Genomic DNA, 13,373 nt, shown 5'->3' on the forward strand with positions numbered 1-13,373 from the left:
CGGGCTGACAGGATTTGAACCTGCGACCACTTGACCCCCAGTCAAGTGCGCTACCAAACTGCGCCACAGCCCGTCGCACCCGGCGCCGGGTGCTCGATGAGATTACCTCAGAGGTGCTCGGGAGAGCTAATCGGCTGGTCGAGCCGGGTGTTGGCCCCTGCAGGCAGGCAGCGTGATACTGAACCCGGTGTTCGGGTTTGCTGGGGCTCGCCGCGGGGCAGCACGAGCGGAAATGGTCCAGGATCATCGGGTTGAACAACCCGAGCGATCGGAGGCCGTGCACTGCCCACCGACACCGTCGGGAGAGTCGCCGACGCAGCCTTCGTCGGCGCCCTCGATCGGCACCTCGGGAAATCCCAGTTGCCGGCCCACCCCACCGTTGTGATCAGCCGGGCACGCTGGTCGAAACCCTGGCACCGAGCAGCTCGAGCGCGTTGTCGCGCATCACCTTCCGGGTGTCCTCGTAGGAGAATTCCGGGAACTGAGGGATATCGGCGGTGAAAGTGGTCGGATCGGCGAGGCCCTCGCCGTGGGGCCAGTCGGAGCCGAACAGGACTTTGTCCACACCGATGGTCTCGGCGAGTAATTTGACATCGTCCTCGTAGTAGGGCGCGATCCAGACATTGTTCCGCAGTTGCTCCACCGGGTCTTCCTTGAAGTGGTACGGCGCCGTGTTCGCGGCCTTCTTCAGTCGTTTGATCAACCGGTGGACGAAGTAGGAACCGTTCTCGATGCTGACCACCTTGAGGGCCGGATGGCGGGTGAACACCTGGTGCACGATCATCGAGGCCATCGTGTCGTGGATCGCGCGGTCGTCGAGCAGGAGCTGGTCCAGCGGATCCTTCTTGCCGAATCCCTCGAATGTCGCCTTACCTCCCCACAGCGCCGCGATGGCGAGGTAACCGCTGTCGGACAGGTGGAATCCCACCGGCACGCCGGCTTCGGCCAAGCGAGCCCACACCGGGTCGTGCCGCGGATCGCCCAGGGAGCGCGGCCCGGTGACGCCGGGGACGGGCGCGGGGCGCACCAGCACCAGTTTCGCGCCACGTTCCAGCACGAATTCGACTTCGGCGACGGCGGCTTCCGGGTCGGCGAGGGAGATGATGGGCGCCGAGACGAACCGGCCGTCGGGGCGATCGAAGCCCCAGTCCTCGTCGAGCCACAGGTTGAACGCGTGCAGCGAGGCCATCGTCGCGGGGATATCGTGTTTGAGTGCCTCCTCGACGCCGCAGGCGAAGGTCGGCAGCATGAAGACGGTCTCCAGTTTCTGCCGGTCCAGGACCTTCACGCGGGCCTCACGGTTCTGGTACTCCGGATGATCGGGCAGCCGGTCCAGTTTCATCAGTGACCCCGGGTCCACCCCGTCGGGAATCTCGCCGCGGAACAGCAGATCGAGACAGCCCGGTTCGACGATCGGGTCGAACGTCGGGTTGGGGACGAAGTGGTTGACCTTCTCACCCATCACCGCCAGCGTGCGTTTACCGCTGGTCACCATCTGTACGCCGCGGGTCCTGAACTCCTTGGGCAGATGGCGGGTGAAGGCGTCCAGCGGTTCGTAGTAGTGGTTGTCGACGTCCACGGCGAGATAATCCAGCGTCGTCATTTCGTATCCTTTCGGTCCGGCCGGTCGGGAGCCGGCGCGCCGGTGCCGCTATTCGGTGGCCGTGTGGGCGGTGGCCGCGTCGATCTGGGAGCGGAAGGCGGCCAGTTTCTCCGCGGCAGTGGTCTGGTGGTGGCTGCGCGCCCTGATGCTGACGTCGTGATCGGCCGAGGCGGCGCGCAGCGCGCCGACCGTCGCCTTCTCCCGCGGTACGTGGGTGAAGGGGTCGAACGAGTACCACTTCATGGCGTTGAGGTGGGTCATCTTCTGGATCTCGTCGTCGGTGACGTGCTCGGCCTCGAACACCGAGTTCAGTTCCTCGGGTGCGCCCGGCCACATGGAATCGCTGTGCGGATAGTCCATTTCCCAGGCGATATTGTCGATGCCGATCTCGTGGCGCAGCCGGACCCCGATCGGATCGCTGATGAAGCAGGTCAGGAAGTGCTCACGGAACACGTCGCTGGGCAGCTTCCCGCCGAAGTCCTGCATCGTCCAGGTGGAGTGCATATCGAAGGTGCGGTCGACGCGCTCCAGGAAATAGGGGATCCAGCCCGTGCCGCCCTCGGACAGCCCGATCTTGAGGTCGGGGTACTCCTTCACCGGGCGTGACCAGAGCAGATCGGCCGCCGCGGAGACGATGTTCATCGGCTGCAGGGTGATCATCACATCGGGCGGTGAGTCCGTGGCGGGGATGGAGAGCTTGCCGGACGAGCCGATGTGCACGTTGAGCACGGTGTCGGTGTCCACCAGGGCCTTCCACAGCGGGTTCCAGTACTCGTCGTGGAAGCTCGGGTAACCGAGTGCGGCCGGGTTCTCGGTGAAGGTGAGCGCGTGCACGCCCTTCTCCGACACCCGGCGCACCTCCCGCGCGCACAGTTCGGCATCCCAGATCACCGGAAGTGCCATGGGGATGAAACGGCCCGGGTAGGCGCCGCACCATTCGTCGATATGCCAGTCGTTGTAGGCCCGCACCAGTGCCAGTGAGAAGTCCGAGTCCTCGGTGGCGAACAGGCGGGCGGCGAAACCGGGGAAGGACGGGAAGTTCATCTGCGCCAGCACGCCGCCGGCGTTCATATCCTTGACCCGTTCGTCGACGTTGTAGCAGCCGGGACGGATCTCGTCGAGGCCCTCCGGCTCCAGGCCGTACTCTTCCTTCGGGCGGCCCGCGACGGCGTTGAGCGCGACATTCGGGATCACCCGGTCCCGGAATTTCCACATATCCGCGCCGTTGTCCATCCGTACCAGGCGTGGTGCGTCGTCGGCGTACTTCGCGGGCAGATGGTTGGCGAACATATCGGGCGGTTCGATGATGTGGTCGTCGACGCTGATGAGGATCATATCGTTCTTGTCCACGGAGGTACTCCCTTCGAGCCCTTTACTGTAAGAAGAACTATAACGCTGCCGAGATGGCTGCTGCCGGGGGTTGGGCGGCGGCCGGATCCGGATTCTCGATCGGCAGGCCCAGGAAGCGGCGCGCGTTGTCACCCAGGAAATCCCAGGTCCGCCGGTTGTCCATGCCCTCGGCGTACTTCCAGTACGCCTTAGGCTCGGGCAACCCCTCGGGATGCGGGTAGTCGGAGCCGAACATCACCCGGTCCCAGCCGACGGTGCCGACCACATCGGCGACCGAACCCTCCCAGAACGGGCTCACCCAGATATTGCGGCGGAACACCTCGAGCGGATCTTCGGGGAAGTTCTGCGGCATCTTCCTGGTCAGGTCGGTGAGATCGTGGAACAGCGGGTGGATCCACGAGCTGCCGTTCTCCACGCTGGCTATGCGTAGCCGGGGAAACCGGGTGAGGGTGCCGTGGCAGATGAGGCTGCCGATCATGTCCGAGATCTCCCGGTGCCCGAGCGCCAGCCAGCGGAACGAGCTCATGGCCATGAAGTTCTTCGTGGCGGGTGGTTCCCATTTGTTGACGTATTCGTCCAGCGGCGGCTGGCTGGCGTGCAGCACGATCGGCAGGCCCGCGTCCTGGACGTCGCGCCAGAACGGATCGAATTCGGGCAGGGCGGGGGAACGCCAGCCGTTCACACCTTTCACCGGCGCCGGTTTGATCAGTGCGACCTTCGCGCCGTTGTCGAGGATGTACCGCAGCTCACGCCGGGCGCCGTCGACCTCGGCGCAGTTGATGATCGGGGTACTGAAGATCCGGTCCTCGTAGACGTAGCTCCAGTGCTCCAGCATCCACCGGTTCAGCGCGTGGATGACGGCCATGGTCAGTTCGGGGTCGTCGGCCGCGGAATGTTCGACCAGGCTGGCGAGGGTGGGGTAGTTGAGCGTTTCCCGGACGCCCTGGCGATCGAGTTCGGCGATCCGGTCCGCGGGGTTGCGGGTGGCGGCGGGTGCCTCGATGGCCTCGCCCTGCATCTCCCGCAGAGTCAGGCCGTCGGTGTTCTCGCCGGCGAAGAACTTCTCGTGCGCGCCGGGCGCGGCGACCCGTTCGAACGTCGGGTTCGGGATGAAGTCGGTGATCCGGCCGTTGATCGCGATCCGGGTGTGCCGTCCGATCCGGACGTACTGCACCGCCTGCCGGTACCGATCGGGCAGGTACCGGGTCAGGGCGTCGGCCGTCTCGTACATATGGGCGTCGGCGTCGAAGATCGGGATGCCGGGGGCTCGAGTCATATCGGTTTCTCCTGAATGGCTATTTGGCGACGAACCGGGTCGCGTCGAGAATCAGGACGACCCGGTCGTCCACGTCCGCGGGGGGCTCGCAGTCGGTGTCGCCGTAGCGTTCGCCCAGTTCCGCGTAGAATTTTCCGTCCTCGTCGCCCTGTACGGTCACCAGCCAGCCGCGAATCTCCAGGCAGCGTGCCGGCGCGTCCGGATCGGTGAGCAGGAACGAGTAGTTCGGATTGGCCTGCAGGCTGGTGAATTTACGTCGCGGGATCGTATGGCTCATGCGCAGATGGGCGCCGTCCCAGGTGAAGCGCATCGGTGACTGCTCCGGTGACCCGTCGGGCGGCACAGTCGCGAGAACGCCCACGAGGGGCCGATGCAGCAGTTCCTCGAGGTCACCGGGAATTTTCGAGCTCATGAATCCACCTCGCGACTGTCAGGTCGAAATGGTTACCGTTGATATTACCGTAAGCTACCATTGCGTGACCGGATGCGGCACCGCCCAGTGCCGAGTCGGCTATACGGTAAGGACGTCGGTAGAAGCGAGGACGACAACGATGCAGCGAATGATCGCACCGGAGATATCGACCTGGCCGGACGGGGACTTCCGGCTCGTCGGCGGGGCCTGCGGTGACTGCGGGGCGACGGTCTTCCCGGTTCAGGAACTGTGTCCCCGGTGCAGCCGGCCCGCGGTCGGCGCCGTGCACCTGCCGGCCGAGGGGGTACTGGTCGCCTGGACCACTCAGGGATTCCTGCCGGGGCCGCCCTACCTCGGTGACGAGACCGCGAAGACATTCGTCCCGTTCGGCGTCGGGCTGGTGCAGCTCGGCGACGTCATCCGGGTGGAGGGCAGGCTCACCGAGAACGATCCGCGAAACCTGGAATTCGGGATGCGGGTCGGGCTGACCACCGTGCCGCTGGGCACCGACGCCGACGGCACCGAGGTCCTCACCTTCGCCTTCCAGCCGTTGTAGACGACCAGGAGCTTTTCAGATGACAAACGATGTCGCCATCATCGGTGTCGGCCTGCACCCGTTCGGCCGATTCGAGGGAAAGACCGCGATGCAGATGGGCGCGGATGCCATCCGGGCCGCATTGGGGGATGCCGGGCTGGAATGGAAGGATATCCAGTTCGCGGTGGGCGGCAGCTGGGAAATCGCCAATCCCGACGCCATCGTGAGCCTGATGGGGCTCACCGGCCTGCCCTTCACCAATGTGTTCAACGCCTGTGCGACCGCCGCGAGCGCCACCGAGGCCTGCGCCGACGCGATCCGCCTCGGCAAATACGATATCGGGATCGCGATCGGCCTGGACAAGCATCCGCGCGGTGCCTTCACCGTCGACCCCACCCTCGTCGGGATGCCGAAATGGTACGGCGAGAACGGCCAGTACCTGACCACCCAGTTCTTCGGTATGAAGGCCAACCGCTACCTGCACGACCACGGAATCTCCCAGCGCACCCTGGCCAAGGTCGCGGCGAAGAACTACCGCAACGGCGTGCTGAATCCGAACGCTTTCCGGCGTAAGCCGATCGCCGAGGACGACATCCTGGCGGCGCCGATGCTCAACTACCCGCTGACGCACTACATGTTCTGCGCGCCGGACGAGGGGGCGGCCGCCGTGATCATGTGCCGGGCCGATCTGGCGCACCGGTTCACCGCCAGGCCGGTGTATGTGCGGGCGGTCGAGATCCGGACCCGCAAATACGGTGCCTACGAGGTGAATACAACCTATGCGCCGGTGCGGGAGGATGTCGCGCCGTCGGTCTACGCCGCGCGCGCCGCGTTCGAGTCCGCCGGTATCGCGCCGTCCGATATCGATGTCGCCCAGTTACAGGACACCGATGCCGGTGCCGAAGTGATCCATATGGCCGAAACCGGTCTGTGTGCGCACGGCGACCAGGAGAAGCTGATCGCCGAGGGCGCCACCGAGATCTCCGGCTCGATACCGGTGAACACCGACGGCGGACTCATCGCCAACGGGGAACCGATCGGCGCTTCGGGGCTGCGGCAGTTGCACGAGCTGGTGCTGCAACTGCGCGGCACCGCGGGGGAGCGGCAGGTGCCGAACGGCCCCAAGGCGGGCCTCGCGCTGCTCTACGGTGCGCCCGGTACGGCCGGCGCCACGATCGTCACCACCTGACGGCCGCGGTGACAGCGCCCGGCCGCGGGCCGGGCGCACGATCGACAGGAGAGGGTCGTGGATGCTTTCCGGCCGGGTACGACGGTGATCATCGGGGCAGGTATCGCCGGGCTCACCGCGGGCAAGATGCTCGCCGACTACGGGGTGCCCTACCTCTGTTTCGAATCGTCGGACCGGATCGGCGGTAACTGGGCGTTCGGAAATCCGAACGGGCATTCCAGCGCCTACCGATCGCTGCATATCGACACTTCGAAGTATCAGCTGTCGTTCCGTGATTTCCCGATGCCCGACGGGTATCCGGACTTTCCGCACCACAGCCTGATCAAGCGATACCTGGACGACTACGCGCAATCGTTCGGGCTGCTCGAGCGGATCCGGTTCGGGACCCCGGTGATACGCGCCGAACCGCGGCCGGGCGGTGGATGGACGCTGCGGCTCGGGACCGACGAGCGGTACGACACCGAGTTCCTGATCGTCGCGAACGGGCACCACTGGGATCCGCGGTACCCGCGGTTCCCCGGGCACTTCGACGGGCAGGTCATCCACTCCCACGCCTATATCGATCCCGCCGATCCCCTCGAGCTGCGGGATAAACGCATTCTGGTGGTGGGCCTGGGCAACAGCGCCGCCGATATCACCGTCGAACTGTCCTCGCGAACCCTGCGGAACACGGTCTATCTGTCCACCCGCTCCGGCTCCTGGATCGTGCCGAAGTACATGGCGGGCCGGCCGCTCGACCGGTACGCGGCGAATGCGCAGTACATACCGCGGATATTGTTCCGTCCCCTGGTCAACACCATCGCCGAGTTCATTTCCGGCGATCCGGGCCGGTTGGGCCTGCCGCGGCCCCGGCACCGGTTCCTCGACGCCCACGGCACCCAGTCGGTGGAACTGCCACTGCGGCTCGGTTCCGGTGATGTGATCCCGAAACCCGATATCGACAGGCTGGACGGCCCCACGGTGCGGTTCTGCGACGGGACGAGCGCCGAGATCGACGTGATCGTCTACGCCACCGGTTACAACATCACGTTCCCGTTCTTCGGCCCCGAAATCGTGAGTGCCCCGGACAACCGGATCCGCCTCTACAAACGCATCTTCCGGCCGGGTATGCCCGACCTCGCCTTCGCCGGTTTCGCGCAATCGGTGCCGACCCTGTTCCCGTTCGTCGAATGTCAGGCCCGCCTCATCGCCGCCTACGCCGCCGGTGAATATCTCCCGCCCGCGCCGGAAGTGATGGAGCGGGTGATCACCGCCGACGAGGAGTTCTACCTCGGGCAGGTACTGGACCGGCCGCGACACACCCAGCAGGTCGATTTCTATCACTACGAACGGCAGCTGCGTACCCGGGAACTGCCCGAAGGCCGGCTGCGGGCCCGGCGTTCGGCAGCACCGATATGACCGGTTGCGCGGCCGGGCCACGCGGATGCCCCCACGACGTCAGGTGAAATCCGACCCGCCGTCGACATTGACGTTCGCGCCGGTCATATACGAGTTCCGCCGGGAGGCGAGGAAGGTGACCACCGGGCCGATTTCCTCGGGCAGCCCGGCGCGCGGCATCTGGGCGGGATGGCCGAATTGCTCGCCGATGGCGGCCATGAGGCGGTAGGGGTCGGCACTGTCCACGCCGGCCGAGCGGGCCCAGTTCTGGAGTGCCGGTGTCACGAAGGTGCCCGGCGAGACCACATTGACCAGGATCTCCTCCGGCGCGAGCAGCAGGGACAGGTTCTTGGAAACGCTGGTGACCATCGACTTGGCGGCGGTGTAGGCCACCAGGCCGGTGCTCTGCCGCTGGGTGGAGTGCGCGGAGAAGTTCACGATACGAGCCCATTCGGCGCGGCGCAGCAGTGGCAGCGCGGCCTGGACGCTGTTGACCATCGTCATCGCTCCGTGGTCGATCGCCTCACGCCATTGTTCGGGGGAGAGGGTGTCGAAGGTGCCGCGAGCGTCCGGCCCGACCGCGTTGATCAGGACATTGAGCCCGCCGCCCCAGCGGTCGGCGAGTTCGTCGAAGCGCGCCTCGACCGCCGCGGGGGCGCGGGCGTCGGCCGGTAAGCCGACGGCATCCGGGCTGCCGCGCTCGGCGAGGTCGCGGGCCGCGTCGGCGACACCGGCCGCGGAACGGCCGATGACCGCCACCCGGGCGCCTTCCTCGGCCAGGCAGCGTGCGGTGGCCAGGCCCATGCCGCTGCTTCCGCCCACCACGACCGCGGTCGCGCCGGTGAGTCCCAGATCCATCGGGGGTGTCTCCTGTTCGTTCAGAGGTGCGCGCCGGCGGCGCGTACGAGGTCGAGCGTGCCGAGTTCACGGATCGCGCGGCAGCTGCGGCGCAGCATCACCCGGAACAGCGCCTCGCCGCGTTCGGTCGGGGTGGCGAACGCGGTCCCGAGCGCGATGATCAACGGGCCCTGCAGCATTCCGAGCCGATAGTCGAGCAGGCAGGTGTCCAGGTCGTACTCGCGCACGCCGTACCGGAGCAGGGCAGCGTGATAGGCCGCGACCAGTTCGGTTTCGGTCGCCGCCCGCATTTCCGGCTCCAGGCAGGTGCCGGTGAAGTAGGCGAGATCGCGGGCGGGCAGGCCGACGCCGAGGGTCTGCCAGTCGACCACATAGAACCGCGAATCGTCGAAGAGCATATTGTCCAGCCGGTAGTCGCCGTGCATCAGCGCGTATCGCCCGGTGTCGGTGAGCAGCCACGGGGTGACGAGTTCCAGCGCGGCGCGCAAGGTGTGGCGGTCTTCGTCGGTGAGTCCGGGGCCGATCCGCTCCAGCGTGGCAGGTAGGGCCATGGCCGCTACCTGGCCGAGGCCCTCGGCGGCCGCCGCGTCACCGGGCTTCGGCATCGCGCCCACCGGCAGGGTCAGCCAGTCCGGATCGCACCAGGAGGGGCCGTGCAGCCCGGCCAGCGCCGTCACCGCCCGCAGCGCGACCGCCTCGCCGCATCCGGCCACCTGATCGCCGGGTGCCGCCGGCGCCAGATCGTCGAGCAGCAGGACGAACTCGGAGGCGTCGTCGTTCACGGCGCTGTGGTGGCAGCGCGGTACCGGGACCTTCGTCTGCCGTGCGATTCCGGAGTAGAACTCCACCTCGCTGCGGTAGCCCAGGGTGACCCCGGCGCGTACACCGTCGTCCTGAGCGGGGAGTTTCACCACGAACGTGTCCGGTAGCGGTGTGGTGGGCGGGATCCGGTATCTCGCCGTGAGCCGGTAGGTGGCACCGGTCTGCCCGGTGCCGATCGGTTCCACATCCACCCGCTCGACGAGTGCTGTCGCGGTGCCGCCGAGCGCGGCGGTGAGCCACTCCGCGGTGAGGTCGTCCGGCCGGCGGGGGATGGCCGGGTTCTCGGCCCGGGAATTCTCGTGGTCCATCCGCGTTCCTTCCGGCATTGAAACTGTAATACCAACGGTATACTTTACCGGATGATGTCGATGCGGCCATGTGGATCGCAGTGAATCGATGCCGGCGGCCGCGGTCGCCGGCGGGCGGTTCCGCTGAGCCGGCCACTGCGCGGAGAGGACGAGATGACGAACGCACGAGGCTGGAAGGAAACGCTCGAGGACCTGGACGGCCGCCGGGAGCGGTCGGCGGCCATGGGCGGGCCCGAGCGGGTGGCCAGACACCGGGCGAAGGGCAAACTGACCGCGCGGGAGCGGGTCACCTATCTGCTCGATCCGGGAACATTCCAGGAATTCGGCGCCCTGGTCGGCGGTGAGGTCGCCGCCGACGCGGTGGTCACCGGCTCGGGCCTGATCCACGGGACACCGGTCATGGTGGGCGCGGAGGACTTCACCACCGTGGCGGGAACCATCGCGCCGGGCAGTAACGCCAAACGCTATCGCCTGGCCGAACTGGCCGTACGAAACAAGGTGCCGCTGGTGATGCTGCTGGAGGGCGCGGGATTCCGGCCCACCGGCGCGCACTACGGGCGGACCCCCACCGATCTGCTCGCCCAGGCCCGGTGTTCGGGCCGGGTGCCCATGGTCACCGGGGTGCTCGGAGCCTCGGCCGGCCACGGTGCGCTCATCGCACCGGTATCGGATTTCGCGATCATGAGCAAACAGGGCGCGATCTTCACCGCGGGCCCGCCGGTGGTGCGGGAGTCCACCGGCGAGGACATCGGCAAAGAGGACCTCGGCGGCCCCGGCGTGGCGGTGCCGAGCGGTCTGATCCACAATCTCGCCGACAACGACGAGGACGCCCTCGACGATATCCGGCGCTATCTCTCCTACTTCCCGTCCAGCGCGTGGTCGTATCCGCCCGCACTGCTCTCCGACGATTCCACCGAACCGCGGCCGACCCCGGAACTGCTGGACATCATCTCGCGGGACAACCGCAACACCTACGACGTCCGGGCGGTGCTCGACGTGGTCTTCGATACCCCCGACTGGTTCGAGGTGCAGCCCGGGTACGGCACCGCGATGGTCTGCGCCCTGGCGCATCTCGGCGGGCACCCGGTGGCGGTGGTCGCCAATCAGCCGCAGGTGCTGGCAGGCTCGATCGACACCGCCGCCGCCGAGAAGGCCGCCCACTTCATCTCGGTGGCGGATTCGTTCCACCTGCCGCTGGTGTTCCTCGCCGACAATCCGGGCATGCTGCCCGGCAGCGAATCCGAACGCGAAGGTGTGCTGCGCGCGGGTGCCCGGATGTTCGTCGCCCAGACCACGGCGACCACGATCAAACTGCATGTGACACTGCGCAAGGCCTACGGGTTCGGTTCGATGGTCATGTCGCTCATCGGCTTCGACAACCAGACCGCGGCCTTCGCCTATCCCGGTGCCACCATGGGGGCGATGAGTGCGGCGGCCCTCGGCCTGGCCTCGGGCGCGGACGAGGATATCGCGGCGCAGTTGCGGGAGATGGAACTCCTGGCGTCCTACCACTCCGCCGAACATATGGGGTTCGACGAGCTCATCCGGCCCGAAGAGACCCGCGAAGCGTTGCTGACAGCTCTGCGCCGCGGCATCTTCGCCCGCCAGGAGGCGCCGGAACCGGTGACGCGCTCGGCCATCGTTCCGTGAGCCGACCGCGCTTTCCGGGGATACCACCCCGGAGAGCGCGGTCGAGGTCGCGGGCAGAGCGCCGCGATCGGGCGTCCTGTCGTTGTCCGCATGCGGCGTCCGGCAGATATCGGCCGTCCTGGCCCGCCTACGCCGGGAGACGAGACACGGAGTCGACAAGATCCGCGCGGGCCGGTGCCGCTATTCAGGAATCCATCCCTACGCGACATCTGGGGCGGGTGGGGTTACGTGCCCTCCGGTAGCGGATCCGTACGGCGTTCATCCGGCGCCGGGGCCTCCACACGCCGACCGCCCGCGATCCGGTGGGCCGCCGCGACCGCACCCAACCCGATCAGACCCATGCCGGCGATCCACAGGACCGGGCCGAAATCGGACCCGGTGGCGAGTAGCAGTGTCCCGCAGACCAGCGGGGCGGTCCCGCCACCGAGGACGGTGCCGATGTTCTGGCCGAAATTCGACGCGGTGTAGCGGATGGCGGGTGGGAAGAGCTCGGCGATGAAGCTGAACCCCGGTGCCATGACCATGTTGGTGAGTACGAGGTAGGTCCCCATACCCGCGAACAGCAGGACGGGATGCTCCGTTTCGGACAGGAGCCAGAAGATGGGTACCGACAACACGATGAACAGTGTGAGTACCGCGGTGAGCATTCGGCGTTGCCCGAAGCGGTCCGTCAGTGCGCCCGCGAGCGGAACCCACAGTGCGCCGAAGACCATCGCCGTCGCGTAGGTGATGAGCACCGTGGCCGTCGGCAGTTCCCTGTTACCGGCGAGGTAGACGCCGAACCATTGCGCGACACCCGCGGTGCCGTTCACGCCGATGGCGATACCGCCCGCGACGAGCACGGTGCGACGGTGTCCCCGCAGGGTCTCGGCCAGCGGGGAGCGCACGATCTCGTTGTCACGCACCATTTTCGCGAATTCGGGTGAATCCTCGATCCGCCGGCGCAGCAGGAAGGCGAGCAGGGTCAGCGGCGCGGCGACGAGGAACGGGATACGCCAGCCGAAGTCGGTCATACTGTCCGCCGACACGTTCAACGCCAGCACGGCCGCGAGGACCGCGCCGCTCGAGCCGCCGAGCCCGGCGCCGAACGGCGTGAGTGAACTCAGCAGGATGCGTTTGTCCGGTGGCGCGGATTCCAGGACGTAGGTGACCGAGCCGAGCATCTCGGCTCCGGCCGAGAGCCCCTGGCCGATACGCGACAGGACCAGGACGATGGGCGCGACGATCCCGAGCGTTTCGTAGGTGGGAAGCAACCCGATCACCGCCGAACAGGTGCCCATCAGGATGACGGTCGCCATCAGGGCGGTCCGGCGGCCGCGCCGGTCGCCGATGCGGCCGAAGACCATCCCGCCGATCGGGCGGGCGACGAAGCCCGCGCCGAAGACCCCGAGTCCCACCAGGAACGAGGTGGCGTCGTTGTCGGAGGGAAAGAACAGCGGTGCGAAGTAGACCGTCAGTACTCCGTACAGCGCGAAGTCGTAGTACTCGATGAAGGTGCCGGCGAAACCGGCGATCGCGGCACGCCGGGCGGCCGGCGGGATAGGTGCGGGGGCCGGTTCCGGCCGATACGTGGACATGGGGGTTCGAAACTCGAGGACCGGGCTCCTTCGGGAACAGGGCTATTTGCCCCAGGGAACGGCTTTGACGTACCCGCCGGCGTCGACGCGAAGCTGGCTTCCGGTGATGTAGCGGGAATCGTCACCGGCGAGGAAGACGATCAGGTTCGATACGTCCCGGGGTTCGATATAGGGCACCGGCATGCCCTGCATGGCCGGGAACGCCGCCTCCGCCTCCGCGCGGGTGGGCGCTTCCTTGTCGGGACGGAAGACCTGGTACATCCCTTCGTTGTGCAACATCTCGGTGTTCACGTTCGTCGGATGTACCGCGTTGACCCGGATCATCTTGCGGGCCAGCTGGTTGGCCAGATCGTTGACGTAGTGGGCGACGATCTGTTTGGCGAAGCTGTAGGCGGAGCCGCCCGGACCCTGTTTCG

At 67.0% G+C, this 13,373-nt stretch carries 12 protein-coding genes and 1 tRNA gene; 4 read left to right on the forward strand and 9 right to left on the reverse strand.

Features of this window, described 5'->3' with window-relative positions:
• The 5 genes from ACWDU1_RS18625 to ACWDU1_RS18645 form a co-directional block, all read right to left on the reverse strand.
• Positions 1-73: transfer RNA gene (locus tag ACWDU1_RS18625), tRNA-Pro, on the reverse strand.
• A 312-nt stretch (positions 74-385) separates the two neighbouring features.
• On the reverse strand, positions 386-1,603 hold the full coding sequence (locus tag ACWDU1_RS18630) for an amidohydrolase family protein (protein ID WP_450000004.1): 1,218 nt from the start codon (positions 1,601-1,603) through the stop codon (positions 386-388).
• A 48-nt stretch (positions 1,604-1,651) separates the two neighbouring features.
• Complete coding sequence (locus ACWDU1_RS18635) at positions 1,652-2,953, reverse strand: amidohydrolase family protein (RefSeq protein WP_450000006.1); 1,302 nt, start codon at positions 2,951-2,953, stop codon at positions 1,652-1,654.
• A gap of 37 nt (positions 2,954-2,990) precedes the next feature.
• Positions 2,991-4,229, reverse strand: a complete 1,239-nt coding sequence (locus ACWDU1_RS18640; protein WP_450000008.1) for an amidohydrolase family protein — start codon at positions 4,227-4,229, stop codon at positions 2,991-2,993.
• 19 nt (positions 4,230-4,248) lie between these two features.
• A complete protein-coding gene (locus ACWDU1_RS18645) occupies positions 4,249-4,641 on the reverse strand; it encodes a TIGR03618 family F420-dependent PPOX class oxidoreductase (RefSeq protein ID WP_450000010.1) in 393 nt (130 codons plus the stop codon).
• A gap of 139 nt (positions 4,642-4,780) precedes the next feature.
• Between ACWDU1_RS18645 and ACWDU1_RS18650 the strand changes: the two genes are divergently transcribed.
• The 3 genes from ACWDU1_RS18650 to ACWDU1_RS18660 all read left to right on the forward strand — a co-directional run bounded on the left by ACWDU1_RS18650 (position 4,781) and on the right by ACWDU1_RS18660 (position 7,763).
• Positions 4,781-5,197, forward strand: coding sequence for a Zn-ribbon domain-containing OB-fold protein (locus tag ACWDU1_RS18650; protein WP_450000012.1), 417 nt, complete (start codon positions 4,781-4,783; stop codon positions 5,195-5,197).
• 19 nt (positions 5,198-5,216) lie between these two features.
• Positions 5,217-6,365: a thiolase family protein gene (locus ACWDU1_RS18655; RefSeq protein ID WP_450000014.1), complete on the forward strand. Its 1,149-nt coding sequence runs from the start codon at positions 5,217-5,219 to the stop codon at positions 6,363-6,365.
• A gap of 126 nt (positions 6,366-6,491) precedes the next feature.
• On the forward strand, positions 6,492-7,763 hold the full coding sequence (locus ACWDU1_RS18660; protein WP_450000025.1) for a flavin-containing monooxygenase: 1,272 nt from the start codon (positions 6,492-6,494) through the stop codon (positions 7,761-7,763).
• Positions 7,764-7,802: 39 nt separating this feature from the next.
• On the opposite strand, the gene ACWDU1_RS18665 is transcribed toward ACWDU1_RS18660, so the two are convergent.
• Together ACWDU1_RS18665 and ACWDU1_RS18670 are read right to left on the reverse strand one after the other, a co-directional pair.
• Complete coding sequence (locus ACWDU1_RS18665) at positions 7,803-8,600, reverse strand: SDR family NAD(P)-dependent oxidoreductase (protein WP_450000015.1); 798 nt, start codon at positions 8,598-8,600, stop codon at positions 7,803-7,805.
• A 20-nt stretch (positions 8,601-8,620) separates the two neighbouring features.
• Complete coding sequence (locus tag ACWDU1_RS18670) at positions 8,621-9,730, reverse strand: phosphotransferase family protein (RefSeq protein WP_450000017.1); 1,110 nt, start codon at positions 9,728-9,730, stop codon at positions 8,621-8,623.
• A gap of 153 nt (positions 9,731-9,883) precedes the next feature.
• On the opposite strand from ACWDU1_RS18670, the gene ACWDU1_RS18675 reads away from it, so the two are divergent.
• On the forward strand, positions 9,884-11,380 hold the full coding sequence (locus ACWDU1_RS18675) for an acyl-CoA carboxylase subunit beta (protein WP_450000019.1): 1,497 nt from the start codon (positions 9,884-9,886) through the stop codon (positions 11,378-11,380).
• Between the two features lie 224 nt (positions 11,381-11,604).
• Here ACWDU1_RS18675 and ACWDU1_RS18680 read toward each other — a convergent pair whose 3' ends face one another.
• Together ACWDU1_RS18680 and ACWDU1_RS18685 are read right to left on the reverse strand one after the other, a co-directional pair.
• Entirely contained in the window at positions 11,605-12,957 is a 1,353-nt protein-coding gene (locus tag ACWDU1_RS18680) for an MFS transporter (RefSeq protein ID WP_450000021.1), read from the reverse strand.
• 42 nt (positions 12,958-12,999) lie between these two features.
• A partial coding sequence (locus ACWDU1_RS18685) for an SDR family oxidoreductase (RefSeq protein ID WP_450000023.1) occupies positions 13,000-13,373 on the reverse strand: 374 nt, incomplete at its 5' end.

The organism is Nocardia sp. NPDC003345 (assembly GCF_053589395.1).

Bases quoted from the DNA above. Each gene is read 5' to 3' on its own strand.
- ACWDU1_RS18645 (WP_450000010.1), bottom strand. From the start codon at position 4,641: ATGAGCTCGAAAATTCCCGGTGACCTCGAGGAACTGCTGCATCGGCCC.
- ACWDU1_RS18640 (WP_450000008.1), bottom strand. From the start codon at position 4,229: ATGACTCGAGCCCCCGGCATCCCGATCTTCGACGCCGACGCCCATATG.
- ACWDU1_RS18630 (WP_450000004.1), bottom strand. From the start codon at position 1,603: ATGACGACGCTGGATTATCTCGCCGTGGACGTCGACAACCACTACTAC.
- ACWDU1_RS18675 (WP_450000019.1), top strand. From the start codon at position 9,884: ATGACGAACGCACGAGGCTGGAAGGAAACGCTCGAGGACCTGGACGGC.
- ACWDU1_RS18670 (WP_450000017.1), bottom strand. From the start codon at position 9,730: ATGGACCACGAGAATTCCCGGGCCGAGAACCCGGCCATCCCCCGCCGG.
- ACWDU1_RS18655 (WP_450000014.1), top strand. From the start codon at position 5,217: ATGACAAACGATGTCGCCATCATCGGTGTCGGCCTGCACCCGTTCGGC.
- ACWDU1_RS18650 (WP_450000012.1), top strand. From the start codon at position 4,781: ATGCAGCGAATGATCGCACCGGAGATATCGACCTGGCCGGACGGGGAC.
- ACWDU1_RS18660 (WP_450000025.1), top strand. From the start codon at position 6,492: ATGCTCGCCGACTACGGGGTGCCCTACCTCTGTTTCGAATCGTCGGAC.
- ACWDU1_RS18665 (WP_450000015.1), bottom strand. From the start codon at position 8,600: ATGGATCTGGGACTCACCGGCGCGACCGCGGTCGTGGTGGGCGGAAGC.
- ACWDU1_RS18680 (WP_450000021.1), bottom strand. From the start codon at position 12,957: ATGTCCACGTATCGGCCGGAACCGGCCCCCGCACCTATCCCGCCGGCC.